Genomic DNA, 26,234 nt, shown 5'->3' with positions numbered 1-26,234 from the left:
ATCGAATCCGGGATGACCCGTTGCCGAATTCCACTCCCCCGGGCGAGAGGAGCCGTTACCGTCGGCAGGTATCGGCGCGCGCCGCGCCGACCCGCTCGGACCACGGGAGCACCGAATGTCCCACCGCGAGTATCCCGCCGCCGGCCGCGCGAAGACGTTCTTCGGACATCCCCGCGGCCTCGCCGTCCTCTTCGGCACCGAGATGTGGGAGCGGTTCAGCTTCTACGGGCTCCAGGGCATCCTCCTGGTGTTCCTCACCGCCTCGATCGCGCAGAACGGCCTCGGGCTCCCCGCGACGGTGGCCGTCCCGATCGCCTCGCTGTACTCCGGCGCGGTGTACCTGACGGCGCTGCCGGGCGGCTGGCTCGCCGACCGGGTGCTCGGGCCCCGCCGCGCGGTCCTCATCGGCGGCATCGTCATCATGTGCGGCCACCTGTCCATGGCGATCCCCGTCAGGGGCGCGGCGTGGGTGTTCTTCGGCCTGTTCCTGGTCGTGGCCGGTTCGGGCCTGCTGAAGCCGAACATCTCGGTCATGGTCGGCAAGCTCTACGACGGCGACTCCGACGCGCGCCGCGACTCGGGGTTCTCGGTGTTCTACATGGGCATCAACCTCGGCGCGTTCCTCGGCATCCTCGTCACCCCGTACCTGGCCGGGGAGGACCGGTGGCACCTGGGCTTCGGGGCCGCCGCGGTCGGGATGGCGCTCGGCCTGTTGTGGTACGTGCGCGGCTGGCCGCGCCTGACGAACGCCGGCATCGGGCCCTCGCGACCGCTCAACGCCGCCGAGAAGCGGAAGACCGTCAGGATCGTCCTCATCGCGCTGCTGATCAGCGCGGTCGCGATCGCGGTCTGGGCGTGGACGGGGACGCTGACGCTCTCGACCGTGCCGACGGTGGTCACGATCGGCTCGATCGTGGCCGCGATCTGGTACTTCGTGTACATCTTCGGCGAGGCCAAGGACGTCACGCCCGCCGAGAAGGCCGGGCTGCGCGCCTACGTGGGGCTGTTCACCGCCGCGGTCGTGTTCTGGATGCTGTACCTCCAGATGGGCTCGGTGCTCACCGAGTTCGCGGCGAACTCGGTCGACCTCGACTCGTGGGGCTTCCACCTGCCCGCCGGCGGGGTCCAGAACTTCAACGCGATCTTCATCCTGATCTTCGCGCCGATCTTCGGGGCGCTGTGGCTGCGCGTCGGCGACCGGTTCGGCGCGGCGTACAAGTTCGCGATCGGCGTGTTCCTCACCGGCTTCGCGTACGTGTTCCTCGGCTGGCTCCAGGGCCGCGCCGACGACGGCGTCCTGGTCGCGCTCGGGTGGATGGCCTGGGTGTACCTGGTGCTGACCTTCGGCGAGCTGTGCATCTCCCCCGTGGGCCTCAGCGTCACGACGCAGCTCGCGCCCAAGAGCCTCAAAGGACAGATGATGGGCGTGTGGTTCATCGCCCCGGCGGTGGGCACACCCCTTGGCGGGCAGGGGTACTCGTTCCTGGTGCCGAGGTTCGGCGAGCAGGCGTTCTTCTACATCCTCGCGGGGCTGGCGATCCTCACCGCGATCGTCCTGGCCGTCTTCAGCCCGGCCCTGCACCGGCTCATGGGCCAGGGCGGGCACGGGCCGCGGGCGACGCTGGGGACGCCGCCGGAGCCCGAGTTCAAACGCGGCGGGTGATCAGGTGCGGCCGTTGAACCACTCGCCGGCCTGGGCGACCAGGCGCTGCACCGGGCCCTGCTTCGGCAGCGTCTCGCTGCGCGGGCCCGGATGCGCCGCGGCGAAGCCCGGCTCGATCAGGCGCGGGTTGAGCGGCTCGGTCGGCCGGATCCACGAGTCGGTCGCGGCCCCTTGCGGATCGGCCTCCCACGAGCGGCCGGCCCGGTCGAGGCCGATGGGGTAGACCGTGACCCCGTCCTTGCCGACCTTGAGCCGCAGGAAACACTTCTGGTCGATCACCGACATGCCCGCGAACAGCTCGTTCGCGTTGACGCCCACGCGGTTCGCGACCACCAGGTACAGGCCCACGAGCCAGGTGCCGACGAGCCCGGCCACCGGCAGGTACGCCAGGTAGGTCAGGAAGTTCACCGAGTCGAGCGCGCTGATCGCCTTCGCCCCGGCCCAGGCCAGGCCCACTTGGGCCGCGCCGTGCAGGGCGCCGAGCACGTAGTGCTTGATCGAGCGCCGTCCCTCGCCCGGATGCGCGAACACGACGCCGGCGCACAGCAGCACCGCCGCGGCGGCCACGAACGTGCCGGTGCCCTCCAGAATGGACACCGTTGCGATGAGGGCGATCACGCTCATGAGCACCACGAAGCCCTTGTTCAGCCACGGCAGCCGCCCGAAGATCCCGAACGCGTAGCCCATCGAACGGGACTTCGACGGATAGGTCTGCGTGAGGCGGTACTCCCGTTCGCGCGCATCGGGTTCGGCCACCGAGCGCTTCGGCGCGGTCAACTGGTCGGGCAGGGTGTGCGTCGGCGAGAGGTAGGCCCCGCCGCCGCCCGCGCCGATCAGGTGCCTGCTGCCGTCGACCTCGGCGTAGTGCGCGTAGTGGTGCCGGTCGCCGGTGAGGATGAGCGGCACGCGCGCCCCGCGCGCGGCGATCACGTCCCGGATGAAGTGGTCGATCCGGTCGAACGAGCGCGGGTCGTGGTCGGTCCACAGCCACGAGGGCTGCGGCACGCACAGGATCACCTGGTCGCCGGGGCGCATCTGCTCGGCCGCGCGCTGGAAGTACTCGATCTGCGTCTGGTCCAGGTGCGTGTCGAACTGGGCGTCCACCGCGAACAGCCACCAGCGGTGCGGCAGTTCCAGGGCGAAGTACGAGCGCTTCTGGAAGGTCCGGTAGCCGCCGACCGTGCGGCCCTCGGTGAACTGGCGCGCGAACGCGGTGAGGCCGTCGAACCAGTCGTGGTTGCCGGGGATCGCATAGAGCGACACCGGGTTCCCGGGGTTGGCGGCCTCGTAGGGGCCCTTCATGCGCTGCTCGTACTCGAGCCAGTCCCCGGCCGGGTAGACCTCGTCGCCGCCCATGACGAGCACCGACCCGCGCGGCAGACGCTCGCCGCCGACGTCGAGGTGGTCCTGGGCCATGAGGTAGGCGATCGAGTAGGTCGCGTTGAAGCCGTCGCCGACGTCGGCGACGTAGTCGATCCACAGCTCCTCGGCGTCGGAGTGGTCGAACACCCCTTGCGGTCTGCCGCCGATGATCTCGCGTTTGTCCACATAGCCGCCGAAGACGCGAGCGAGGCCGAACCGCAGGCTCGTGTCGAGGAGGGTGCGCGGCGAGAGCCAGCGCACGGGCTGCTGCGGGACGAAGCGGAGCGCTTCGGGGCTGAGGTCCTGGGGGCGGTCCTTGGGAGGGCGGGACATAGGGCCCATCATGGCATGATTTTGCGCGCCACGGGAACCCGCCGCGCGCGCTTCCTGTCGGATACGCGGCGGCGGCGAGCGGGCGAACGCCGTAGGCTCCCGGCATGGTCAACGCGAGGCACGCCGAGTTCGACGACATCGACGACATCGTCCGGCTCCGCGAGGTGATGTACGAGTCCTGGAGGGACGCGAGCGGCGCCGCTTGGACGGGCTCGGGCGACCCCGCCTGGAAGGCCGACGCCGCCGAGGCGCTGCGGCTGCGCCTGGGCGAGGACAAGCCGACGATGGCGGTCACGGTGGTCGACGCCCCGGACGGCTCGGGCGGGCTGGCCGCTTGCGCGACGGGGGTCATCAGCGAGCGGCTGCCGTCGCCGGGCAATCGGACCGGGCGATCGGGGTGGATCTTCAACGTCAGTACCGACCTGGACTGGCGCAGGCGCGGATACAGCCGGGCGTGCATGACCGCACTCCTCGAATGGTTCGACCAGCAGAGCGTGCCGTCGATCGAACTGCGCGCCTCCGTAGAGGGCCGGAACCTGTACGAGCAGTTGGGCTTCACGATCCCGGAAGAACCGGCAATGCGCCTCAACCGCTGAACCGAACTTCGAAACCGGCGGTGGCACCATTGGCGGATGAACGAGGGTGTCGATGCTGCGATCGTGAAGGTGCTCGACTGGGAGCCGGACGGTGAGCAGGCGCTAATCGCGGCCGGACCGGCGGGAGCCGAGCGCGTCTTCGACCTCTACTACGGCCGGGCAAAGGCCTCGCTCGACACGAAGGCTCGCGGCCGGGATCTGGTGGACGGCTGGTCGGCCGCCCTCCACATCGCCGCTACGGTTGCGCCGGAAGCGTTCCTGGCACGCCTGAAGGGCGATGTCGGTATCACGGAGGTCGTGATCCTCGGCGGCATCGACGATCCGCGTGCGACGGCGGTGCTCTGCGAGCAGGCCGCGCACGAGGATTACGTGCACCGCTACAACGCGGTGAAGGCGCTGGCCGGGCACTCAAACCCAAAGGCCCGGGAGGCGATCGAGAGCGCCCTCGGCGACCGCGACCTCGTGGTCCGCAGCGCGGCGATCCGCGCCGTCGCCGACACGGACCCCGACCGGGGCGTCACGCTGTACGAGGCGTTCCTGCGAGAGCCCGACCTGACGCCGCTGCTGAGGCAGGAGTCGCAGTGGGCGTTGTCGTACCTGCGCAAACACAGCCGTATCCCCAAGCGCCCCTGGTAAAATGCGGTCACAGAAAGAGACAGAACGGGTGCCCGGCCGGGTCGAACAGGACCCGCACGTCCGGTTGCGGCTGCACCTCCGACAGAGTGGCGCCTTGCTCGACCGCATGTGCCGCTGCGGCTTCAAGGTCGTCCACCCAGATGTCGAGGTGCTACGTGGCGATGGGCCGATCCGCCTCGGCGGGCCAGACCGGGGTCTGCCAGCGCCGCTCGTACTCGAAGTTGAGGGTCGGCCCGTCGCCGGTGCGGACCTGCGCCCAACCGGCCTCGGGCGGCTCGTCGGGCCCGGGCCCTTCGACCACGGTCACCGGCCGGCCCAGGAGCCGGGCGTAGAACTCGGCGAGCGCTCGCGGGTCCGGAGCGCCGATGGTGATGGAGGTCAGCGAAAGCCGCGGAGTGCCCATGGCCCCAGGCTAACGCCGATCCGGTCCGAGGGGGCGGTCTCGGTCAGGACCAGCCGCGGCGGTCGGCCAGCCAGCCTGCGGTGTGGTTGAGCAGCCCTTGGGAGTGGCCGCCTACGATGCGATCGAAGGCGTGCGCGTGGGCGATCTCTAGCATGACTCCGGCGGTCGCCGCCAGGAACGCGTCGAGCTGCGCTCCGGTGACGCCTTCTGAAGTGGGGTGGTCCCAGAAGAGCGATTCGGCTCGGTCGGTCCTGTTGCCGGCGATGCCCATGTTGGCGAGTACGCGGACCGTGTCCGTCCATGGTGGGCAGTGTTGGAGTTGGCCCCAGCCGGATATCCGTGCCCGGTCGTCTTCCAGATGCACTCGCAGTCGGCCCAGATCGCCGTGGGTCGCCGCGTCGGTGTCGAACAGTCCGTCGATCCCCGATTCGATCGCCGCCAGGTCCTCCGCTCTTCCCTTGAGGCGGCGCGGCATCGCGTCATGGAGCCACGTTCGCCCGCCGGAGGCGATGCCGCGGAAGACGTCGAATCGCTCGGTGTCCCTGCGGATCGGCTCATGCTCCAATTGGGATACCGGTATCCGGTTCAGCGCCTCGGACGCGACGGCCCAAGCGTCCAGGCAGCGCCGCACGTCGGCGTCCGATGTGGGACCGGCTTTCGGTGCGGGTTCGGCCGTGTCGACGCCGAGGACGGTCCACTCGCTGATGTCCTCGGCGAAGACCGGCTCCGGGACGGGCACGCCGGGAGGCGGGGCGGCGTGGAAGGCGGCTTCGCGCCGATACGCGGCGCGGGCATGTCGATGTTCGGGCCCCGCCGCCTTGACCAGCAGTGCCGCCCCCGATTTCGAGGTGAGCCGGGCTACGAAGTCGTCGTATACGATCCTGCCCGTGATCTCGTAGCGGACGGCCCAATGCTGCGACTCGATCTTGGCCGGTGCTCCCCCGAGAGCCGCGGTGATGCGGCCGCGCACCGGTTCGGGCAGTGCCGACCACTGCGTCGGCAGCATGAGCGCGCCCGGGTGGTGGTCGTCGGTCCGGGGCGGCTCGAACTCGGGAGGGATCAAGGTCGCACCGCCGGCGTCGTGAGGTGTGCGTGGATCTTGTCGAGGTTGGCCTCGATCGGCTCGACCGCGTCGACGGTCAGCCGGTCGACGGTCAGGGGCGGGAACTCCTCGCGCATCCGTTCCACGTGCGCCCAGTCGATCTCGTGCCAGTTGGGGATGTTCCGCTTGCGACCTTCGACTCGGCTGCGGTGCAGTTCGACGTCGCTGCACACGCACTCGATGACGCGCAGCTCGGCGTCATGCTCGACCGCGAGCCAGCTCCAGCGCTCGGCCGTCCCGTCGTCGATCACGCTGTCGGTGATCGCCGACTGGTCCAGCAGCAGTTGCCGCACGACCAGCGATTCGACCAGGCCGCCGTACAGCGCGACGTAGGTCTCCCGGTCCATGCCGTCGAACACCCGGTACGGCTTGAGCGCCCCCATCAGCCAGTCGCCGGCGAACACCGGCGTTCGCGACGCGCGAGCGAGCGCTTCGGCCAAGGTCGACTTGCCCGTCCCGGGCAGGCCGGCGAACGCGATTATCTGAGGGCGGGCCATCGGGAACCTCCAGTGGTGTTCTCCGCAATCTGCCATGCCCTCCCGCGCAAGCTGAACCGGCATCGGGGGCCACCGGGAATCCCGGTCATTCGCGGTGTCGGCCGATACGCAAGCAACCGAACGCTTCAGCTTGGGGTGCTTCGGTTCTGGTTCAGGCGGGCGGCCTGCTTCAGCAGGTGGGTCCGTTCGGCGGTGCTCGGCGCGCGCTCGGCCGCCGCCGCGTACAAGCGCGCCGCCTGGGCCGTGTTCCCCGCCCGCTCTTGCAGATACGCCATCACGGCCTCGCGCCTCGGGAGGGCCGCGTCCAGTTCCTCGACGGCCCGCAGCCCGGCGAGCGGTCCGTCCACATGGCCCACTGCGACCGCGCGGTTCAGCGCCACAACGGGATTGACCGGGACGATCCGCGCGAGTTCGTCGTACCACTCCAGGATCTGCGTCCAGTCGGTCTCCTCGGCCGAGGCCGCGTCGTCGTGCAGCGCGGCGATCGCGGCCTGCACCTGGTACTCGCCCAAGCGGTCTCGCGCGAGCGCGTCTTGCAGCAGCTCGACGCCCTCGGCGATCATCGCTGTGTCCCAACGGGACCGGTCCTGGTCGGCCAGCGCCACCAGGTCGCCGGACGCGTCGAACCGGGCCGCGCGGCGCGCGTGGTGCAGCAGCATCAGCGCGAGCAGGCCCGCGGCCTCGGGGTCGTCCGGCACCGAGGCGGCCAACTGCCGTGTCAGCCGGATCGCCTCCTCCGCGAGGTCGGCCTCGCCTGCATTCGGGCTCGCCCCGACGAATCCCTGGTCGAACATCAGGTACAGCACCCGCAGCACCGCTCGCACGTCCCCCGGCCGCTCGAACCGCTCCCCCGCCAGCGTCCGCTTGGCACGCGAGATGCGTTGCGCCATGGTCGATTCCGGCACGAGGAACGCGCGGGCGATCTGCGCGGTCGTCAGGCCGCCGACGGCGCGGAGCGTCAGCGCGATGGCCGAGGCGGGTGTGAGCGCGGGGTGGCAGCAGCGGCTGAGCAGCAGGAGGGTGTCGTCGGCCTGCTCGGCCGGGCCCGCGCCCGGTTCGCGCTCGACCGCGATCTCGCGCAGGGCCCGGGCGGAGGCGGAGCGCCGCGCGTCGAGGAACCTGCGCCAGGCGACGGTGACGAGCCAGGCCCTCGGGTCGTCGGGAGCCCCGTCCTCCCAGCGGCGCAGGGCTTCCACGAGGGCGTCCTGGACGGCGTCCTCGGCCGCCGAGAAGTCGGCTCCGCGGCGGACGAGGACGCCCAGCACCTGCGGGGTCAGGTCCCGCAGCAGGTTGTCGTCGATCATCGGGTCGGTCTGCTCGGCCGCGCTACTCGACCACCGGCGGCACGCCGTAGAACGGCCGGACCTCGAGCCACTCGTGCAGGGGCTTGCCGTCCTTCCCGGGCGCGGAGGACAGGTAGGCGGCGGCCTCGTAGGCGCGCTCCTTCGAGTCCACGTCGATGATCATCCACCCGGCGATGAGGTCCTTGGTCTCGGCGAACGGCCCGTCGGTGACCGGCGGCCGTCCCTCGCCGCCGTAGCGCACGAACTCGCCTTCGGGGGCGAGCGCCTGCTCGCTCACGAACTCCCCGCGTTCGCGCAGGTCGTCGGCGACCTTGCGCATGAAGTCGATGTGCGCGGTGATCTCCTCGGGCGTCCACTCGTCCATCCCCGCCGCGGCGTTCGGGTGCGGCGTCGGACCGCCGCGGTAGTGCTTGAGCAGCAGGTACTTGGCCATGGTTCTCTCCTCTGTTCCGTGGCGGCGCGTTCGGCCGCCGACACCTGGGAGACGGAGCCGGTCCCCGGTTCTCGACATCCTGCGGCGCTCCCGCCGGAATTTTTTCATCGAACCGGCGACGAGGCGCGCGTTTACTCCGTTGCGAGGCGGGTCCCCGCCTGAAAGGCTCGGGTCCAGGAGCGAAGGAGACGCGATGCGCGGCGAAGTGGCACTGCCCCTCGAATCCCGGGACCTGACGCGGGACGATCTGGAGACGTGCGGCTGGTCCGGCGGCGGCCTGCACCTCGTCTCCGTTGCGACCCAACTCGATCGCGCCGACGCGGGCGAGGTCGACTATCTCGCGGTCTGCCCGCCTTCGGGGGTGCCGGTCGCGATCGGCGGCGTGGACTTCATGCCGGCTCCGGACGCGGGCTACCTCTGGCAGCTCGCGGTGCACCCGGCCCTCCAGCGGTGCGGCATCGGGACGTTCCTGGTCGCGGCCTTGGAGGAGCGCATCCGCCGCCGCGGTCGCGCTTTCGCGGAGCTGGGCTACGAGGAGGGCAACCCCGGCAACGGCGCGTTCTACGAGCGCCTCGGGTACGAGGCGTACGGCAGGATCCTGGACGGCTGGGACCAGCAGCTGCCGAACGGCGAGATCGAGCGCTACGAGACCATGTGCGCCCAAATGCGACGGAGTCTCGATCAGCCGGCCGGGGCGCTGAAGCGCACCGGGACGCCCGGGGAGTAGAGCACGCTCACCGGTTCGCCTAGGGCCCCAGGGAATCCGGCCGCGCTCATCAGATCCTCGTCGCATTCGAGGAGTTCGGCGCGGCGCAGGGGCCAGCGCGGGTGCGCGTTGCGCAGGTACAGCAGCCGGTCGCCGATCGCGTTGTGCAGACCCCAACGCGCGGTGAGGAAGTGCTCCAGCGCCGTCGGTTCGGCGACCGGTTCGCCGATGCGCACGGTGAAGCGGCTGCGCGCCCCGCGAGGCCCGGGCCAGCGCCGAGAACTCGTGTAGGTGCGCAGGTCGCCTTGGGCCCGAAGGGACATGCGCGACCACAGGTACGGCAGGCGGAAGCCGATCCTCGCAGCGAGCACCGGCAGCAGGCGCGAGGCGTCGAGGGAGCGGAAGACCACGCCGCGGCGGCCCTGCCCGTCGACCGAGTAGAGGCGGATGTTGGTCTCGGGAAAGCTGCCGAGGTAAGGGATTCCGGGGAGCCCGAGCCATCCGACGCGGTGCATCCTGAAGGGAACGAGGCCGACGTACGCGACGCCGTCGAAGGTGTCGGGCGCGGTCCCGGCCGGCAGCAGCGCGGCCACCTGCTCGACGGGCACGGCCCAGTGGAGGAAGGCCACGTCGAGCCAGGACTGGGTGAGCAGCGGGCGGGCGATCGGCTCCGGCGCTTCGGGCGTCACGGGCTCTGGGGACTCGGCGTCGTAGGGCGCGGCATCGGCGGGCACCCCGCCAGCATCGCAGCCGCGCGATCCGGGCCCGCCGCAACCCGGAGAATCGCGGTCAGGGGTGCATCCGCGCGCCCTTGACGACGCGGTCGACCGCGTTGCGCGGGCCGTAGACGCCGATCCCGGCCAGGTCGAGCTTGTCGGCGGGCACGGCGCGCACGGCGGCGCGGTTGTCCTGGTCGTTGCCGGTGGTGAACAGCTCGGCGGTGAAGACCGAGAGCCGCAGGCCGCGTTTGACGGCCTTGGCGTGCGCGGCGGTGACCTGCTCTTCCGCGCCTTCGAGCACGACGACCGGCTGGCGGAACATCGGAAGGTACTCGGTCCCGTCGGCGTCGGCGTACGGCTCGCCGATCACCTCCGGCTCGGCGGCGCCGATCCCGCTGACCAGGAAGGCCGTCACGTTGAGGCGCTGCCAGACGGCGAGGTCGTCGCGGAGCAGCACCGCGATCTTGGTGTCGAATCGGACGGGTGCGCTCGCTTGTTCCATGCGGGCAACGGTACGAAGCGCCGCGCCCGCGCGTCTTGTACGTTCTTAACGTGGTCGCGGGTCCGGAGGTCAGGGCGTGGCGCCCGGCCGTGGGCGGGGTCGCGGAGGCCTTCCACGCCCGTTTCACCGACCACGCCTACCCGATGCATGTCCACGACACGTGGACGCTGCTGATCATCGACGAGGGCGTGGTCCGCTACGACCTGGACCGGCACGAGCACGGCGCGCCCGCGGGCTCGGTGACGCTGCTGCCGCCGCGGGTCCCGCATGACGGCCAGTCGGCGACGCCGCACGGTTTCCGCAAGCGCGTGCTGTACCTGGACGCGACGTTGCTGGACGAGTCGCTCATCGGCCGGGCGGTGGACGGCCCGGAGATGCCCGATCCGGCACTGCGGCAACGGGTCCATCGGCTTCACGAGGCCCTGCGTCTGCCGGGCGAGGAACTGGAGGCCGAGAGCCGGGTGGAGCTGATCACCGAGTCGCTGCGAAGGCATCTGCTGAACCGGGTCGACCTCCCTGCGCCCCAACCGCATCGGAGGCTCGCGCATCAGATGCGGGACCTGCTGGACGAGCGGATCGCCGCCGGGGTGAGCCTGCGCGAGGCCGCGGGGATGCTGTACGCCCATCCGGCGCATCTGGTGCGGGCCTTCAGCAATGAGTTCGGGATCGCCCCGCACCAGTACCTGGTGACGCGCCGGATCGACCGGGCTCGGCGCCTGCTGCTGGCGGGGATGGCCCCGCACGCGGTCGCGGCGGCCACGGGCTTCTACGACCAGTCGCACCTGACGCGGCATTTCAAGCGCGTGGTGGGCACGACGCCGGCCCGCTACGCGGCCTGAGCTCGATCGTCCACTTTGCTCCGCTTAGATCGCAACCGCTGCAACGCGATCGCGCCGAACCAGGTGAAGCCGATCGTGATGGCGATCCGCTGCCACAGGCCGTGCCAAGCGCCGGTCTGGGTCGCGGAGTCGAAGACCGCGAGCGCGGTCATCAGCGCCCCAATGGAAATGACAGCGGCCGCGATCGTGTAGACCGCCCAGGGCCGTCCGCCGGGCTCGGCGGCGAGTCGCCGCGCCGTGGCCGCCATCGCCGCGGTCATGACCAGCCAGGTGGGGAGGAGGTTGGCGTCGTGGATCGTCCCCGCGAGCGTCGAGACCGCGCCGGTGCTCCCGGCCGGGTAGCCGGGCTTCGGATCGACCACGAAGGCCCCGGCGACGACGAGCCCGATCCCGAAGAGCCCGAACAGGATCGGCGCGGCGACGGCGCCCCGACCGCGCGCGAGGGATCGCCGCAGGCCGACCGCGAAGGCGATCGTCAGCGCTCCGGCGCAGATGAACGCGGCGATCACGGTCCAGCCGCGCTCGCCGTTGGCCAGTTCGCTGCCGAAGTGCGCCCAGGGGTCGTACCCGGCTCGCGTGAAGCTCTCGATGAGCAGTACCGCCGCGAACAGGGCGGGCGCGAACCCGCACGAGAGCAGGACCCGGTCGAGGTGGGGCCGGGGCGAAGAGGTGGTCATCGTACTCCTTATCAGTGATAAGCGTTTATCACCGCTAAGGATAGCTGAGCAGTGCTAAGGTGCTGTCTCGTGACCGATCGAACCGCCGGAGCGGACCCCCGCCCGGCCCTGACCCGCCAGACGGTGGTGCGGGCCGCGCTGGTCCTGCTCGAAGAGGTCGGACTCGACGCGCTGAGCACGCGCCGCCTCGCCGCCGAGCTCGGCGTGAAATCACCGGCCCTGTACTGGCACTTCCGCAGCAAACGCGAACTCCTCGAAGAGATGTCGGCGACGATCCAGCTCGCCCAGGACTTCAGCGGCCCCCGCGAGGGCGAGGCGTGGCGGGATTGGCTGGCGCGCAGGACGATCGAGCACCGCCGGGTACTGCTCGCCCACCGCGACGGCGCGCGCCTGGTGACGGCCACCGGTCCCGGGCCGGAGGTGATCGCCAAGGTCGAAGGCGAACTCGCGGCTTTGGTCGAGGTCGGCTTCAGCCCGGCGGCGGCCCTGCGATCGGTGATGGCCCTCGGCCATTACGTGACCGGGTTCGTCCTGGCAGAGCAAGCCGACGACCACGGGGACTCGCCGCCTCCCGGCGCCGCCGAACTGCTGCAAACCAATCCGACCTTCGCCGCCGCGATCGCCGAAGGCGGGGACCCCCAGAGCGAGGCGGCCTTCCTCCACGGGCTGCGGCTGCTCCTCGACGGCATGAAAGCCCGGCTCGAACCGAGCTAGCCGCTGGGTCGATGGCGCGGTTCACACTCCCGGCCGTCACATCGCGGCCTCCGGTCCCGTCATAAGGGTGCACCCATCGAGACGGAAACCGGAGCACCTCATGACCAAGACCTGGTTCATCACCGGCTCATCGCGCGGGCTCGGCCGCGCCTTCGCCGAGGCCGCGCTGGGGCGCGGCGACAGCGTGGCCGCGACGGCCCGGAACCCCGACGCGCTCAAGGCCCTCGTGCGGGACTACGGCGAGTCGGTCCTTCCGCTCGCGCTCGACGTGACCGACAGGGCGGCCGTCACCGCCGCCGTCGACCGCGCGAAGTTCCACTTCGGACACATCGACGTAGTGGTGAACAACGCCGGTTACGGCCTGCTCGGCGCCGTCGAGGAACTCACCGAGCGGGACCTTCGCGACCAGATGGAGACGAACTTCTTCGGCGCCGTCTGGGTCGCCCAGGCCGCCCTCCCGCACCTGCGCGGGCAGGACGGGGGCCACCTGATCCAGTTCTCCTCTGCCGCAGGCGTTGTCGGTATGGCGCTCGGCGGCGGCTACGCGGCCTCGAAGTGGGCCCTCGAAGGCCTGAGCGAGACCCTCGCGCAGGAGGTCGCCGGCTTCGGCGTCAAGGTCACCGTGGTCGAGCCCGGCGGCTACCGCACCGAAGGCGCCGCCGGAGCCGTCCACGCCGAAGTCCATCCCGCGTACGCGAAGCTGCGCGCGGGGTTCGCCGCCCACGCGGCCGAACTCGACCTGGGCGACCCGGCCGCCGCGGGCGCGGCCCTCCTCGCGCTGGCCGACGCCGAGGAGCCGCCGCTGCGGGTCTTCTTCGGCGTGCAGGGCCTGCCGATGGTCGAGCCGGTCTACACCGAGCGGCTCAAGACCTGGCGCGACTGGCAGGGCCTCTCGACCGCCGCGCACGGCACGCCCGAGGCGGCCTGACCGCGCCTTCGGCCGACGTAGGGGGCGGCACCCAGGCCCGCCCCCTACGTCACCGCGAGGCCCGGATCGCGCGCTGCACGAGTTGCCGGATGCCGGGGATCTGGATGGCGCGCATCGTCAGGTCGCTCATCCAGATCTGGGCCTTCGAGGTCGGCGCGAACTGCGCCATGCCCCTGCGCGCCAACGCCTGGCGCTTGCCGACCTCGGGCCGCAGCAGCGGCTCCCATTCGGCGAGCGCGGCCGGAACGTCCGCGCCGTGCCGCTCCAGGGCCTCCCCGAGCCGATCGGCGCCCGCTAGGGCAAGGGCCGCACCGAAACCCGCGAAGAGCGTGACGCACCAGGCGGCGTCGCCGAGCAGCACCACGCGGCCCCGGCTCCAGGAGTCCATGACGATCTGGCTCACCGAGTCGAAGTAGGCGCTGCCAGGATCGCTCCGAAGCTGTTCCAGCGCAGCGGGAACCCCGCCGCCGAGGTCGCCGAACGCCTCGGTCAGCGCCCGGACCGGCCCTTGCTCCAGATCGGACTCGGGGTCGGCGCTGCGGTAGGTGAAGAACGCCGAGGACCGGCCCGGCCCCAGATTGACGACCGCGGCGGTCCGGCCTACGCCGATGAAGGTGGTGCCGCTGCCTTCGGCGAGTCCATCCGTCACTCGCTCCAGCGGGAACGCGCCGACCATGTGCCCCATGTCGACCCGGTGATCGGTATCGGGCCCGAAGACGAGACGCCGCACGCTGGAGTGCAGGCCGTCCGCACCGATCAGCAGGTCGGCGCGCTCGGTTGCGCCGTCGTCGAGGGTGACCGCGACCCCGTCCCGATCCTGCTCCACCGCTTGCACAGTGGTCCCGAACCGGAACTCCGCGGTGCCTTCGACCGCCTCGTAGAGCACCGTTTCGAGGTCGCCGCGGAAGACCGAGAGCGCCCGCGCGCCGACCGCGGCCTCGACCACCGCGGCCGGAACCGTGAGCTTGGACGAACCGTCGGCCCGGACGAGGATGGAGGTGAATACGCCGAGGTCCCGTTTAGACAGTTCGGGGAGCAGCCCGAGATGCTCGGCCGCGTCGTAGCCGCCGCCGACGAGGTTCAGCATGTAGCCGCTGCTTCGCCGCGCGGGGGCGCGCTCGATCACGAGCGCCCGCCACCCGGCCCGGTGGAGCCGCAGCGCGGCGGCCAACCCGGCGATCCCCGCCCCGACCACGACCGCCCGCGGCCCGTTCCCGATATCCGTCATCGCCGTAAGCCTCCCTCAGTATGAACACATGTTCATTTCAAGTATGAACAATAGCTCAAACTCAATGCGCGCGCCCGCCGCGATCGGCCTATAGACTTGCCCACGTGCCCCGAGGTATAGCGATTCCCCAGCTCAGGCAGCAACTGTTCGCCGCCGCCGAACAGGTGGTGCTGCGCGACGGACCGGCCCGGCTGAGCGGACGCGCCGTCACCGGGGAGGCCGGCGTCGCGGCCGGGCTGCTGTACGCCCATTTCACCGACCTGGACGATTTCCTCACCGCCTACGCGGTCGACCGCACCTTCACCGTCAGCGCCGCCGCTGCGGCGCTGACCGAACGCGCGGGCAAAGGCGACGTGGCCGAGAACCTGGCGGAGGCACTGCTGGCGATCCCCCGCCAGACCCTCGCGGCACTGGCCAAGCTGCTGGTCCTGCGCCCGGAGCTCATCCAGGGCGTCCACAAGGTACTGGGCGACAGGACCGCTGGGCTGGAAGCGATCGAACGAGCGGTAGTCGAATACCTGAAGGCAGAGCGAGAACTGCGCCGGGTCCCGGAGACGGTCGACCCGGCGGCGTTGGCGCTGGCGCTGGTGGGCGTCCTGCACCACCTGGTGCTCACCGAAGACGGCGAAGACCGCCTCGGAGGGACCGTCAAGTCCTTGGTGCGCAGCGCAACCGCAGCGGCGAAGTAGCGTTACGAGCGCAGGCTCAGGTACCGGCTGAGCTGCGCGGAGGCGTCGAGCATCGCGAGGCCCCGCTGGGTGAGCTTGCGCCGCCAGTCCCCCAGGGCGAGCGCCAACGCCTCGGTGCCGCCCGCGGTCCGGATCTGGTCGATCACGGTGGCGATGTGCCCCAAGGGATATCCGCCGCGGCGAAGAAGGTGGGCCAACTCGGCGTCGCGAACGTCGTCGGCGCGGAACACCCGATATCCGGTGGCGAGGTCCCGCTCAGGGACGAGGATGCCCGCGTCCTCCCAGTTGCGAAGGGTCGCAGGGGTGACGCGGAGGCGGTGCGCAAGTTCCCCGATGCTGTAGGGCGCACCGTCCCTCGACCGCCCTGAAGCGTCCCCAGGTTCAGCGGTCAGCTGTCCGATCGAGACCCGCACCGATTCGAGCGTGCTCCGGTCGCGGAGCAGTTGCTCGTGCCCGCGGTCGATGATCATCAGGACGCCGTCGAGGTCGCCTGCGGCGAGCGCGCGCATGATCTCCCCGGCGACCGCGTGGCCGTAGGCCCGGACGAGACCGAGGAACGCCCGAAGCGCCGCCGCGTGCACCTCGGTGTAGACCCGGTAACCGCTGGGGGTGCGCTCGGCGGGCGGGAGGAAGCCGTCGCGCTCGTAGTTGCGCACCGCTTGAGTCGAGAGACCGTGCTCCCGAGCGAGATCCGAAGGCCGCAGGTTGTCCATCGATTGAGACTTTACCGCGCGATTTCAATTCCAGACCCGATACAAGTCTCAACCGAGCTTTCAACGATACGTTTGAGTCCATGGCAGAACACACGCAAGCACTCGTCGGTACCTCGTGCGACCTGCTGGGTCTAGGCGAGCCGAAGCACGGAGACCCGGATTTCGGCCGGGCCCGCAACGAGACGATCGCCGAACTCGCCGACCGCGGCTTCCGGTCGATCGCGGTCGAGACCGACCGAGTGGCCGCGCTCGCCGTGGACGACTACGTCCGGCACGGAACCGGCACCCTCGACGCGGCGATGAAGGAGGGCTTCACCCATGGTTTCGGCGAGTTCGAGAGCAACCGGCAGTTGATCGCCTGGTTGCGCGAGTACAACGCGACCCGATCCCCGGAGGAGAAGCTGACCTTCCACGGCATCGACGCGCCGCTGGAGTTCACCGCCGCGAGCCCGCGGCGCGACCTCGAATACGTCCGCGATTACCTCGGATTCAGTCTCGACCTCTCAAGCCTGGTCGGCGACGACGACCAGTGGGGCAACATGGAGGCGGTGACCGACCCGGCGGCGTCACCGGGCGACACGGCCGAGGCCGAGAAGCTGCGGACCCTCGCCGACGACATGCGGACCGCCCTCTACGCCCAATCCCCCGAGCTGATCGCGGCGACTTCGCTCGACGCGTGGCGCAGGGCCAAGACGCACCTCACCTCGGGTCTCGGGCTGCTGCGGTACCACAAGCAGGCGGCGCAGCGGATCGAGAACAGCGCGAGGTGGAGCAGCCTGTCGGCCACCAGGGACGCGCTCATGGCCGAGAACCTGCTCGACATCCGGGACATCGAAGCCGACCGGGGCCCGACCGTGGTGTCCGCCCACAACATCCACCTCCAGTACGAGCGAAGCCGCATGACCATGGCGGACATGGACCTCAGCTGGAACGGCACCGGCGCGATCCTCAAGGCCCTGCTCGGGAACCGCTACCTCTTCATCGAAGGAAGGCTCGACGGAGCCGAAGCGGCCCTGCGCGTCCGCGAGAGCTGACCGCCACGAGCGCCGGCGGTCGAACCCGTCCCGGACCTCGCCGGAGACCTCCTGCTCGTCGCCGACTTCGCGACCGATGTTCCGGGCCGATTCGACCAGGCGGGGCGAAGCGGCGCGGAATGTCGGTGGTCCGTGATTGGCTGTCCGAATGGCGAAAACCATATACAACACCGCGACCAGTATCGACGGGTTCATCGCGGACCCCGACAACTCACTGGAATGGCTGTTCGCCGTTCCCGGAGGGCATCCCGACGAGGTCGGTGAGGGCGAGGAGACGCCTCTGGACGAGATGGGCGAGTTCTTCGCCAAAGTGGGGGCCGTGTGCATGGGATCCACGACCTACGAGTGGATCCTCGAACACGAGAAGCTGCTCGAGCACCCCGAGAAGTGGGAGTACACGATGCCGACCTGGGTCTTCACGAGCCGGGACCTGCCGGCGGTGCCCGGGGCCGACATCCGCTTCGCGTCGGGCGATGTCGCATCGGTCCACGCCGAGATGGCCGCCGCCGCGGGCGAGGGCGACCGGTGGGTCGTCGGCGGCGGTGAACTGGTCGGCAAGTTCGCCGACGCCGGGCTCCTGGACGAGGTCGTGCTCTCGCTGGCGCCGGTCTTCCTCGGCGTGGGGGCGCCGCTGCTCCCCCGACGCCTCCTCGCCGACCGCCTCGAACTGGTCGAGGCCAAAGCGACCGGCCAATTCGCCTGCCTCACCTACCGAGTGAAGAAATAACGCCCCGCCCGCCTCGTCCGCCCTGCCGCGCAGGCCGGACGAGGAGGGGCGGAGATTCCATTCAACTCGAAAAGCGAAAAAGCTCGACCGCAAGCCCACCGGCTAATGTTCCGCCGCCCGCCGATCGACGATAGCGGCGGCGACGAGCAGGCCCGCCGTCAATCCACCCTGAAGCGCCGAAAGCCTCCCCCACCAGAGGGAACGCCATGGCGAGGCTCAGGCCGACCTCGGCGGCGCTCCCGCCGCCGGCGCGATTGGCGCAGCACGTGACGGAACCGCGGCTAAAGCGCCCGGCTCAGGGCCACGAGAACCACCGAGCCCGAATGACGCTCGGCCTAAGGACGGCCCCGACAACCCGCTCACGGGCACCACGACCACCAAGCCCGAACAACGCCCGGCCGAAGGCCAGCCTCGACCTCCGGCTCACGGTCACGAGAATCACCGAGCCCGGACAACGCCCGGCCTAGAGGTCGATCGCTCCTACGAGCTGGCCGTAGAATTCTTCTCCGGTCGGCTTGAATCCGATCTTTCTGTAGAAGCCCTCCGGGCCCTTCTCGCCCGGCTTCCACAAGACCGTGGCGCGGTTCCCTCCGCGTCGCCTCGCCTCTTCGAACACGGCTTCGGTCGCGAAGCGGCCGTAGCCTTTGCCCTGGTGTTCGGCCGCGACGTTGAGCCGCCAGATGCCGCACCGGAAGAACTCGATCTCGGCGTTCGGGTCGAAGCCGCCCATCACGAACGCCACCGGCTCGTCGCCCGCGTACACCAGTCGCGGCCATGCCGTCGCGTAGGACGCATAGGCCTCGGCGAGGGACTCCACCACCGGTGCCACGAACGCCTCCTGGTCCGGGGCGACCTTGATCTTGCAGGCCGCGCCGACATTGTCAGGCGTGATGACTTCGAGTCTGAGCGCGTCGTTCATGGTCCAACCCTAGCGACGGGGTCCGACATTTCCGCTCGGATCGCGTTGCCGACTGGTCGAATTCGGTGTCTGAGCTGTGGTTCGACCGGGCTCGTTCATCGCGTGACCTGCGTGAACCGGTGAACGATCGCTTCGGCCCTCCGGTCCTCGCTCGCGAGCGTCGCCGTCTCGACGCGGTAATCACCGGGCGGCAGGTCGATCGGCACGGCCGGGTCCTGGTCCTTCCAGTACTCCTGGCGGTAATCGTGAAGGGTGCAGGTCGCGTCGATCATGACGAGCCCGCCCGGCGGCACCTCCCACTCCAGCGGCGGTCCCCAGCGGGCCCGCGGCAGGCGCTCCTCGACCATCGTGAACAGGTGCTCGAACGAGTTCGCCCAGTGCCACCGGACCACGAGCCGGTGCTCGGGCGCATAGGTCGACCGGAGCGGTTCGCCGCCCAGCACGAGCGCCCGGTGCGCCTCGTCGGGCGCGGCCGTGGAACCGGTGCCGTAGTCGACTGCGCCGAGCCAGCCGTCGACCTTGCAGGCGCTGCCGTAGTCGCCCCAACACTCCACCTCGCCGTCCAGGTCCTCGCCGGTTCCGCCCCATGCCTCCGCGACCGCAGTCTGCAAGATGACCGTCGGCCCGCCGGTCGATTCGAGCCACTTCGGTTCCGGCCCCATCGAATTCGCTCCGACCACTCTCTGACCCCGCGGGCGGGACCGTCAGGTCAGGAGCTTCCCGTAGGCGCTCGCGATGTCGGCGGCCTCGATCGTGGTCATCTCCTCCGTCGTCGGGCTCCCGGTGTCGCCGTAGCGCTCCAGCAGGCGCAGATCGCGCTGCGCGCACGCGTGGCGGCTCAGCTCGCGGGCGAACCGGCCGTTGCCGAGGTCGTCGATCCGCCCGGATTCGACGGCCTGCGCGAAGCCCTCCCGCAGCGAACGCTCCGCCTCGGCCGACAGCGTCTCGCCCGCGGCCTTGAGGACCACGACGGCGATCGCGGAGAGCTCCTCCACCGAGTACGAGGGGAAGTCGATCACCGTCGAGAAGCGCGACTTCAAGCCCGGGTTGGTGGCCAGCAGCGCGCGGATCTCGTCGGTGTAGCCGGCCAGGATGATCACGAGCCGGTCCCGCCGGTTCTCGGCCGCGGTCAGGATCTCCTGCATCGCCTCGTCGCCGAACGCGTCGCTGTCACCCGAGTAGCCCTGGTTCGACAGCGAGTACGCCTCGTCGATGAACAGGACCCCGCCGGTCGCCTCGTCGATCTTCTCGCGGGTCTTGATCGCGGTGTGCCCCAAGTATTGTCCCACCAGGTCCCCGCGCTGGGTCTCGACCACGCGCCCGTGGTCGAGCAGCCCGAGCCCGGCCAGGATCTCGCCCATGATGCGCGCGACGGTGGTCTTACCGGTGCCGGGCGGCCCCGTGAACACGAAGTGGTGCGGCGTGTTCGTCGCCTGGAGTCCGCGCTCCATCTTCAACGCCGCCATGCGGAACTGGGCCTTCAACGTGTTGACCTGGCGCTTGACCGGCTCGATGCCGATCATGGCGTCCAGCTTCCGCCCGGCGTCCGCGAGCAGCGCCGCGCGGTCCTCAATGGCCTCTTCCATCCCCGGCATCGACTTCAGCACCCGCCGGTCCCCGGGCCCCTCCGCACCGACCGGGCGCGGGGCCTGCGCACGGGCGGCGAACGCCGCGTTCCTGGGCGCGAGCCGGTAGGCGCGCTGGAACGCCTTCATCGCCTTCTCCTTCTCCCCCAACGGCTCCAGCGCGGCCCCGTGGATGTAGGCGACGTGCGCGTCGAAGTAGTCGTCGTCCAGCGCGGTCGGCAGGCCCTTGACCACGTTCAGCGCCTCGTAGTGCGTCTCCAGGTGCACCAATGAGGCGGCGACGTAGAACTGCGCCTCGTCGTGGAGCGTCGGGCTCGCGATGCCCTGCGCGGCCACGAGCACCTTCTGCCACTCGTTCAGGCTGTAGCACAAGCGGGTCCGCAGGAAGCTCGTCCTGTCGTTCGGCTTGTGGCCGGAGGCCGAGTCCAGCGCCTCCTTGGCGCGGTCGTACCTCTCGGCGTCGATCAGCCCGGCCACGTACGCCAGCCAGGCGTCGTAGGCACTGGAGAGCGGGTGGCTGACGAACATGCCGATGTCGAAAGAGGACTCGAGCGCGAGCCCTGTGGCGCTTCGCATCCGGCCCACGTTCTCGCGGTACTTGAGCATCTCGCGCACCGCCGTGTCCTGCTCGTTCCCGCAGGCGTGGATGCCCAGCCACGCGTCCGCCGCGCCGGGATCGTACTCGAGCACGTGCTCGAAGCAGTCCGACGCGCGCACGAGGTCGCCGCCGTCGAGCAGCTCGATCCCCCGCTTCCAGACTTTCGACGCCGATTCAGATGCTGTGTGGAAGGGCATGTCCGCTCCGCGTAGAGAAGGGATGCAGCCGAAGTTCCCCTTCGGCGCGTTTCAGCGTACTCAATACCGCCCGCTTCGGATGGCGTCGATCGTCGGCAGCCACTGCTCGATCCTCCGCCAGTCCCGCTTGGCGCTCGCCCACTTCGAAAGCCCGGTCTTCTTGAGCGTCCCGTCGGGCCGCTGGATCTGGACCTGGTTGCGGCAGATGACGAACCGCTCGCCGGGCTGAAGCACCTGCCACGGGCCCCACCGCTTGCCCTTGGTCCGCACCCGGTCCCCGTAGAACTCGGCCCAGTGGAAGAGCAGGATCGGCAGCCCGAAGAGCACGCCGATGCCCGCCGGCACGAGCAGCACGGGCGCCAGCGACTCCGGCGAGAGGTCGAAGCCCGGGGACTTGAGCGGCGCGATGAAGGCGAAGCCCAGGAGCATGAACAGCCCCGGAATCAGCGCCATCACCCAGGAGTGGCGGACCTTCATCGAGTTGCCTTTCTGCACGGGGCCGGTCGTGCCCGGGCGGGGCCGCCCTGACAAGTGTGTAGGCGCGAGGCGCGGTTCGCGAGGCGGGACACCGGCGGGACGGAGGCGGAGCGCCGACCCGCCGACGCCGCTGAACGTGCTGGTGGGGCCGGTGGGACCGTTCCGACCTCACGAGTATGCCAGCCCCGGGCCGGGCCCGGCGAATTCTCGTCGCCTCCCGGAATTCGCACGGAACTGGGGTTGATCGGAGGGCCGCTTGCCCCGATACTGCACGGATGTACAGCAATAAGCGACGAAGACGTCACCGTCCGCCAGCATTGGCGCCCCGCCCGCGCCCCAGGGGCAGCGCGGGACGCGGTGTGAGCGAGGAGGAATGGCTCGAGGCCGACGCGGAGATGGACAGGATGGCGGGAGCGCTCGCGGGCATCGGCAACGCCCTCATCGACCTCGACGACGCGTTCGAACGCGAGCTCCAGACCTGCCAGGCGCTCGGCGAGCTGACGCTCCCGATCTGGCAGAGCCATCCGAAGGCGCTCAACGGTTTCGTCACCAAACTCATCACCCACGCCGACCCCGGCGGCAGGGCGTTGGCGGTGATCGGCGCGTCGTTCATGCCCGGCAAGCTCGGCGAGGTGCTGCGCGACGCGCGGTTCACGCTGCTCACGGTCGGCAGGAAGATCGCCCTCCCCGCTTGGGCGCTCAGGGCGACGGTCCGGCCCGAGCGCTCGCGATTCGTCCTCACCCGCGAGGCCGAGGCCCAGGCGCCGGGCCTGTTCTGCCTGTTCGAGCGCGACGGCGAGGAGTTCGGTTGGTTCATCGGGTTCGACCACGAGGATTGCGGGATTCCCGTCAACTTCCAGCCGGTCCCCACCGAACTCAGCGCGGAGATCGAGCACAAGGTCCTTAATGGAGCGTATGACGGGAACCTGCATTCGGTCGAACCGCTCACCGAGCCCGAGGGCCGGTGGCTCCTCGAATCGGGGCTGACCGCGTTGGAGACGCACGGGTTCAAGGTGGCGAAGGAGTATGAGGAGGCCGCGAACGATGGGATAGGGACGGTCCTGCGCAACCGCATCGCGTACACCTCGCTGCTGCGCTGGCACATGCACGACGACGCGCCGAGGTTGGAGCGGCCGCTTCCGAAGCACGGAAAGCACTTCCCGTTCGAACGCTGGCGAACCGACCCGGGCTCATGACGAGCCCGGGTCGGTCGCTTTCAGGGGCCGGACTCCGGCGCGAAGCCGAGGTGCGGGGACCTCATGAGTTGAGGTCTCTAGGAATTCAGGCCCCTATGAATTCAGGTCTTCATGAGCCAAGGCCTTCATGAGTCCAGGCCTTCATGACCTGTTGGGCTCGGTCGATCATGGTGTCGGCGTTGCCCGCGATCCACGGGTGGGCGCGGACCTGGTGTCGCAGCAGCGCGTACAGGGCCGCGCTGCGCTTCGCGCTAGACAGCGGATCGAGTAGGTGCGGTTCGCCGTAGAGGGACCGGATGATGCCCTCGACGGCGAGGAAGTCGACCGGCGGTTCGACGGTGCGGCTCGACTTCCGGACCTCGACCATGAACGCGCCCAACGCGTCGCGGTCGACCCGGCCCGCGCCGAGCCCCGCGCCAGGGCCGAAGCGGTATTCGAGGCAGACGGCGACGGTCGCGCGAAGGTGCTGCAAGGCGGACTCGTGCTCGTGGGACCCGAACCGCGTTCGGGCCTTGGCTGCGAGGGCGAGGTCCCCGGCGATGAGCGCTTTGATGTGGTCGCGTTGCGGCTGTTCAGGATTCAAGAGGCATTTCCTCGATTCGCAGTGCAGCCCCGGCCCTTGACCCCAACTTTGACCCCGGCCTCCGGTTCGGGTTCGGGTTCGGGTTCAAGCCCTGACCACGATCCCGGCCCCGACTCCGGCCCCAACTCTGGCTCCGATCCCGAGTCCGGCCCCGGCCCCGACCTCGACTCCGACCCCGACCCCGGCCACGGCCACGGCCACGGCCACGGCCCCAACCTCGACTCCGAGTCCGAGTCCGAGTCCGAGTCCGGCCCCAGCTTCGACCCCGAGCCCGACCCTGATCCCGATTCCGGCTCCGGCTCCGGCTCCGGCTCCGGCTCCGGCTCCGGCTCCGGCTCCGACCTTGTCTCCGGTCTCTTCCGCTGCCCCGACTTCGACTCCGGCCCCGGCCCCGAGTCCGACCCCGAGCCCGATCCCGGCTCAGATCCCGACCCCAACTCCGGTCCCGGCCCCGGCTTCAACTCCGAGTCCGGCCCCGACCTCGCCCCAGACCCCGACCCCGACCCCGGCCTCGACTCCGAGTCCGAGTCCGGCCCCGGCTTGGACCCCGAGCCCGACCCTGATCCCGATCCCGGCCCCGACCCCGACCCCGACCCCGGTTCCAGCCTCGACCCAGACCCAGACCCCGACTCCAGCTCCAGCTCCGGCTCCGGCTTCGACCCCGACCCCGATCTCGGACCCGGCTTCGATCCCGACCCCCTCACCGACACCGGCTCCGGCCCCGACCCCAACTCTGGCCCCGGCTTCGACCCCGACCCCGGCTTCGGCTTCGACTTCGACTTCGACACCGACACCGGCTTCGATCCCGGTCCCGACTCCGGCACCGATACCGGACCCGGCTTCGACCCTGGCTTCGACCCTGGCTTCGAGTCCGACCCCGACCCCGGGTCCTGCCCCGACTCCGGTCCCGGCTTCAACTCCGGCACCGGCTTCGATCCCCGCTCCGACTCCGGCTCCGAATTCGATCCCGGTCCCGACTCCGGCTCCGGCTCCGGCCACGGCCACGGCCCCGACCTCGAGTCCGAGTCCGAGTCCGAGTCCGAGTCCGAGTCCGAGTCCAGCTTCGACCCCGAGCCTGACCCTGATCCCGATCCCGATCCCGGCCCCGACTCCGACCCCGGCTCCTGCCCCGACCCCGGCTCAGATCCCGACCCCAACTCCGGTCCCGGCACCGGCTTCAACTCCGGCCCCGACTCCGGCTCCGGCTCCGGCTCCGATCCCGACTCCGAGTCCGATCCCGGCCTCGACTTCGCTCCAGACCCCGACACCAGCTCCGGCCCCGACTCCGGCCCCGGCCCCGACTTCGGCTCCGAGTTCGACCCCGATCCCGGCCCCGATTTCGCCCCAGACCCCAACACCGGCCCCGGCTCCGGCTCCGGCTCCGGCTCCGGCCCCAGCTTCGACTCCGACTCCGACTCCGACTCCGACTCCGACTCCGACTCCGACGATCGAAAATACGGGTTCGTGAACGCCTCGGTCACCCAGTCGGACCGCAGCACCTCCGCCTCCGCGAAGCGCTCCTCCAGCTCGGCGTCGCTGCTGCTCGGATCGACCAGTTCGCCCATGACGGCCCACATGTAGCCGGTCTGCTCCCCGTACGGGATCTCGGTCAGGAAGACCGATTCCCCGTCGATGGACCGGATCAGCGCCTCCGCGTGCAGCGCGTTGAACGCCGGATCGTTTCGGAAGTGCCTGTCGTGCAATCGCTTCGTCAGCAGCGCGAGGTCGTCGGGATCGGGCTTCGCGCCGTAGTGGTCGATCACGGCCTGCGCGAACAGGCACATGATGAACAGGTAGTGCGTCATGCGCTGCCCGTCCCCGATCCGCTCGGCCAGGCGGCGCGCCGCCTCCGAGTCGCCGCGCAGACGGGCGGACGCATGGGCGCGGTAGAGCGCCGTGGTCGCCTCCCGCCCGCGTTGAGCGCCGGGCACGAAGGCAGGGTCGCGGCCCAGACCGGGGTCCAAGCCACGATTCGGGCCGCGATCCAGGTCGCGGTCCGGACCGGGATCTGGGCCGTGATCCGGACTGCCATCTGGGCTCAGGCCGCGGTCAGAGCCGTGATCCAGAGTGCGATCCGGCTCGGGACCCGTGTCGAGGTCCCGGCCGATATCGGTCTCGGCTCCGGCACCGACTCCGGTGCGGCCATCCGCACCGGCCTCGGTACCGGAGTCGGTTTCGGCTCGCGCTGCTGCGGTCTTGTTGTCCGGCATCGCCGCTCACCCCTCGCATTCTCGTTGGGCGGACCGCCAGACGGTCATCGCCTCGCGTTTGATCTGCGCTGCTCGACCGGGTTTTCGCGACCAGTCGAGCTCGTCCAGTTCGGTGATGTGCAGTTCGGGCGCGCCGGAGTCGAGCCCGGTCAGATAGCCGAGCACGGAAGGGACCGACAGCGCGACCGAACCTTCGGGGCTCACGCCCGAATCGCTCTCCGCGAGGGCGATCCACAGGCGCGGCGTGCCGACGAGCACGCCGAACCGCAGCCGCCGATCGGCGATTTCGGTCTCGCCGAGGACGGTCAGCGCGCACGGGTCGATCCCCGCGAACGATCGGACCGGCAGCGGGATCTCCGCGAGCGCTCGGGCATATCGAGCGCGCATACGTTGTGGTGCAAGACGTCCTATGCCCATGCCGCACCTCCGGTGAGGCGGTCGGCGAAGCCTCGGCGGTCGCCTCGGGTGGTGGTTTCGGGGACGCCGGAGACGAAGTTCGCGGTTACTGACCTGGTAGGTGCGCCGTCCGCGAACCCCAAGTGCCCGGCAATCTCGGCCCGCGCCCGCTGCGCGCCGCGAAGCGCCCGAGCGAATTTGGCGGCGCGGGAGGCGAGTGAGGTGAGAGGGGCGGGTGAGGTGCCGGGCTTGGCCGCAAGGTAGGTT

Annotated in this window: 28 protein-coding genes and 1 pseudogene; 12 read left to right on the top strand and 17 right to left on the bottom strand. The window is 70.3% G+C overall.

The annotated features are described in order from the left end of the window. The first annotated feature begins 115 nt into the window (after positions 1-115). Complete coding sequence (locus IF12_RS0100985; RefSeq protein WP_051703813.1) at positions 116-1,663, top strand: peptide MFS transporter; 1,548 nt, start codon at positions 116-118, stop codon at positions 1,661-1,663. Here the strand turns inward: IF12_RS0100985 and IF12_RS0100980 are convergent, their stop codons facing one another. Beyond that, entirely contained in the window at positions 1,664-3,358 is a 1,695-nt protein-coding gene (locus IF12_RS0100980) for a metallophosphoesterase (protein WP_051703812.1), read from the bottom strand. A 104-nt stretch (positions 3,359-3,462) separates the two neighbouring features. Between IF12_RS0100980 and IF12_RS0100975 the strand changes: the two genes are divergently transcribed. After that, complete coding sequence (locus IF12_RS0100975) at positions 3,463-3,954, top strand: GNAT family N-acetyltransferase (protein ID WP_030144400.1); 492 nt, start codon at positions 3,463-3,465, stop codon at positions 3,952-3,954. Positions 3,955-3,990: 36 nt separating this feature from the next. Beyond that, positions 3,991-4,590, top strand: coding sequence for a HEAT repeat domain-containing protein (locus tag IF12_RS0100970; RefSeq protein ID WP_030144399.1), 600 nt, complete (start codon positions 3,991-3,993; stop codon positions 4,588-4,590). Between the two features lie 7 nt (positions 4,591-4,597). Here IF12_RS0100970 and IF12_RS27110 read toward each other — a convergent pair. The 5 genes and pseudogenes from IF12_RS27110 to IF12_RS0100945 all read right to left on the bottom strand — a co-directional run bounded on the left by IF12_RS27110 (position 4,598) and on the right by IF12_RS0100945 (position 8,329). Then, positions 4,598-4,993, bottom strand: a pseudogene (locus tag IF12_RS27110) (VOC family protein). Positions 4,994-5,036: 43 nt separating this feature from the next. Continuing rightward, positions 5,037-6,056, bottom strand: coding sequence for a hypothetical protein (locus IF12_RS0100960; protein ID WP_030144398.1), 1,020 nt, complete (start codon positions 6,054-6,056; stop codon positions 5,037-5,039). Further along, complete coding sequence (locus tag IF12_RS0100955) at positions 6,053-6,592, bottom strand: AAA family ATPase (RefSeq protein WP_051703811.1); 540 nt, start codon at positions 6,590-6,592, stop codon at positions 6,053-6,055. The genes IF12_RS0100960 and IF12_RS0100955 overlap by 4 nt, the downstream gene beginning before the upstream one ends. A gap of 125 nt (positions 6,593-6,717) precedes the next feature. Beyond that, positions 6,718-7,893 (bottom strand): DUF6596 domain-containing protein, encoded by a 1,176-nt coding sequence (locus IF12_RS0100950; protein ID WP_030144396.1) that lies wholly within the window; start codon positions 7,891-7,893, stop codon positions 6,718-6,720. A gap of 25 nt (positions 7,894-7,918) precedes the next feature. Beyond that, a complete protein-coding gene (locus IF12_RS0100945) occupies positions 7,919-8,329 on the bottom strand; it encodes a YciI family protein (protein ID WP_030144395.1) in 411 nt (136 codons plus the stop codon). 193 nt (positions 8,330-8,522) lie between these two features. On the opposite strand from IF12_RS0100945, the gene IF12_RS0100940 reads away from it, so the two are divergent. Beyond that, entirely contained in the window at positions 8,523-9,056 is a 534-nt protein-coding gene (locus IF12_RS0100940; protein ID WP_051703810.1) for an N-acetyltransferase, read from the top strand. On the opposite strand, the gene IF12_RS0100935 is transcribed toward IF12_RS0100940, so the two are convergent. Both IF12_RS0100935 and IF12_RS0100930 read right to left on the bottom strand, forming a co-directional pair. Continuing rightward, a complete protein-coding gene (locus IF12_RS0100935; protein ID WP_035748003.1) occupies positions 9,011-9,769 on the bottom strand; it encodes a YqjF family protein in 759 nt (252 codons plus the stop codon). The genes IF12_RS0100940 and IF12_RS0100935 overlap by 46 nt on opposite strands. 55 nt (positions 9,770-9,824) lie before the next feature. Next, the gene (locus IF12_RS0100930; protein ID WP_030144392.1) at positions 9,825-10,256 is read right to left on the bottom strand and encodes a DUF2000 domain-containing protein; all 432 of its coding nucleotides are present in this window, start codon (positions 10,254-10,256) and stop codon (positions 9,825-9,827) included. 50 nt (positions 10,257-10,306) lie between these two features. Here IF12_RS0100930 and IF12_RS0100925 point away from each other — a divergent pair, with 50 nt between their 5' ends. Further along, positions 10,307-11,095 carry an AraC family transcriptional regulator gene (locus IF12_RS0100925; protein WP_030144391.1) on the top strand — a complete coding sequence of 263 codons (789 nt, stop codon included), beginning with the start codon at positions 10,307-10,309 and terminating at the stop codon, positions 11,093-11,095. On the opposite strand, the gene IF12_RS0100920 is transcribed toward IF12_RS0100925, so the two are convergent. Further along, the gene (locus IF12_RS0100920; protein ID WP_051703809.1) at positions 11,083-11,772 is read right to left on the bottom strand and encodes a DUF998 domain-containing protein; all 690 of its coding nucleotides are present in this window, start codon (positions 11,770-11,772) and stop codon (positions 11,083-11,085) included. The two genes, IF12_RS0100925 and IF12_RS0100920, sit on opposite strands and share 13 nt — an antisense overlap. 69 nt (positions 11,773-11,841) lie before the next feature. Between IF12_RS0100920 and IF12_RS0100915 the strand changes: the two genes are divergently transcribed. Both IF12_RS0100915 and IF12_RS0100910 read left to right on the top strand, forming a co-directional pair. Continuing rightward, on the top strand, positions 11,842-12,486 hold the full coding sequence (locus IF12_RS0100915; protein WP_197034560.1) for a TetR/AcrR family transcriptional regulator C-terminal domain-containing protein: 645 nt from the start codon (positions 11,842-11,844) through the stop codon (positions 12,484-12,486). A 100-nt stretch (positions 12,487-12,586) separates the two neighbouring features. Next, positions 12,587-13,414 (top strand): SDR family NAD(P)-dependent oxidoreductase, encoded by an 828-nt coding sequence (locus IF12_RS0100910; RefSeq protein WP_030144388.1) that lies wholly within the window; start codon positions 12,587-12,589, stop codon positions 13,412-13,414. Between the two features lie 49 nt (positions 13,415-13,463). On the opposite strand, the gene IF12_RS0100905 is transcribed toward IF12_RS0100910, so the two are convergent. Beyond that, positions 13,464-14,642, bottom strand: coding sequence for an FAD-dependent oxidoreductase (locus IF12_RS0100905; protein ID WP_030144387.1), 1,179 nt, complete (start codon positions 14,640-14,642; stop codon positions 13,464-13,466). A gap of 104 nt (positions 14,643-14,746) precedes the next feature. Here IF12_RS0100905 and IF12_RS0100900 point away from each other — a divergent pair, with 104 nt between their 5' ends. Then, complete coding sequence (locus IF12_RS0100900) at positions 14,747-15,331, top strand: TetR/AcrR family transcriptional regulator (RefSeq protein ID WP_030144386.1); 585 nt, start codon at positions 14,747-14,749, stop codon at positions 15,329-15,331. Positions 15,332-15,333: 2 nt separating this feature from the next. Here the strand turns inward: IF12_RS0100900 and IF12_RS0100895 are convergent, their stop codons facing one another. Next, positions 15,334-16,044, bottom strand: coding sequence for a TioE family transcriptional regulator (locus IF12_RS0100895; RefSeq protein ID WP_030144385.1), 711 nt, complete (start codon positions 16,042-16,044; stop codon positions 15,334-15,336). Positions 16,045-16,124: 80 nt separating this feature from the next. On the opposite strand from IF12_RS0100895, the gene IF12_RS0100890 reads away from it, so the two are divergent. Continuing rightward, positions 16,125-17,078 carry an erythromycin esterase family protein gene (locus tag IF12_RS0100890; RefSeq protein ID WP_051703808.1) on the top strand — a complete coding sequence of 318 codons (954 nt, stop codon included), beginning with the start codon at positions 16,125-16,127 and terminating at the stop codon, positions 17,076-17,078. 148 nt (positions 17,079-17,226) lie between these two features. Next, entirely contained in the window at positions 17,227-17,805 is a 579-nt protein-coding gene (locus tag IF12_RS0100885; protein WP_030144383.1) for a dihydrofolate reductase family protein, read from the top strand. A 463-nt stretch (positions 17,806-18,268) separates the two neighbouring features. Here IF12_RS0100885 and IF12_RS0100880 read toward each other — a convergent pair whose 3' ends face one another. The 4 genes from IF12_RS0100880 to IF12_RS0100865 form a co-directional block, all read right to left on the bottom strand. Then, a complete protein-coding gene (locus tag IF12_RS0100880) occupies positions 18,269-18,724 on the bottom strand; it encodes a GNAT family N-acetyltransferase (protein ID WP_030144382.1) in 456 nt (151 codons plus the stop codon). Between the two features lie 95 nt (positions 18,725-18,819). Then, a complete protein-coding gene (locus IF12_RS23615; RefSeq protein WP_051703807.1) occupies positions 18,820-19,386 on the bottom strand; it encodes an Imm21 family immunity protein in 567 nt (188 codons plus the stop codon). Positions 19,387-19,428: 42 nt separating this feature from the next. After that, a complete protein-coding gene (locus IF12_RS0100870; RefSeq protein WP_051703806.1) occupies positions 19,429-21,105 on the bottom strand; it encodes an AAA family ATPase in 1,677 nt (558 codons plus the stop codon). Between the two features lie 60 nt (positions 21,106-21,165). Beyond that, on the bottom strand, positions 21,166-21,600 hold the full coding sequence (locus tag IF12_RS0100865; protein WP_030144379.1) for a hypothetical protein: 435 nt from the start codon (positions 21,598-21,600) through the stop codon (positions 21,166-21,168). Between the two features lie 341 nt (positions 21,601-21,941). On the opposite strand from IF12_RS0100865, the gene IF12_RS0100860 reads away from it, so the two are divergent. Further along, on the top strand, positions 21,942-22,778 hold the full coding sequence (locus IF12_RS0100860; RefSeq protein WP_030144378.1) for a hypothetical protein: 837 nt from the start codon (positions 21,942-21,944) through the stop codon (positions 22,776-22,778). A 109-nt stretch (positions 22,779-22,887) separates the two neighbouring features. Here IF12_RS0100860 and IF12_RS0100855 read toward each other — a convergent pair whose 3' ends face one another. After that, a complete protein-coding gene (locus IF12_RS0100855; protein ID WP_030144377.1) occupies positions 22,888-23,361 on the bottom strand; it encodes a hypothetical protein in 474 nt (157 codons plus the stop codon). A 36-nt stretch (positions 23,362-23,397) separates the two neighbouring features. Between IF12_RS0100855 and IF12_RS25350 the strand changes: the two genes are divergently transcribed. Continuing rightward, positions 23,398-24,942, top strand: a complete 1,545-nt coding sequence (locus tag IF12_RS25350) for a hypothetical protein (RefSeq protein WP_156036788.1) — start codon at positions 23,398-23,400, stop codon at positions 24,940-24,942. A 635-nt stretch (positions 24,943-25,577) separates the two neighbouring features. On the opposite strand, the gene IF12_RS0100840 is transcribed toward IF12_RS25350, so the two are convergent. Continuing rightward, a complete protein-coding gene (locus IF12_RS0100840; protein ID WP_030144375.1) occupies positions 25,578-25,958 on the bottom strand; it encodes a hypothetical protein in 381 nt (126 codons plus the stop codon). Positions 25,959-26,234 lie beyond the last annotated feature (276 nt).

The sequence above is a fragment of the Glycomyces sp. NRRL B-16210 genome, assembly GCF_000719515.1.
In the GTDB taxonomy this organism is placed as follows: domain Bacteria; phylum Actinomycetota; class Actinomycetes; order Mycobacteriales; family Micromonosporaceae; genus Glycomyces.
Note: the sequence above shows the minus strand (reverse complement) of the source record. Positions and strands in the feature narration are given on the sequence as shown.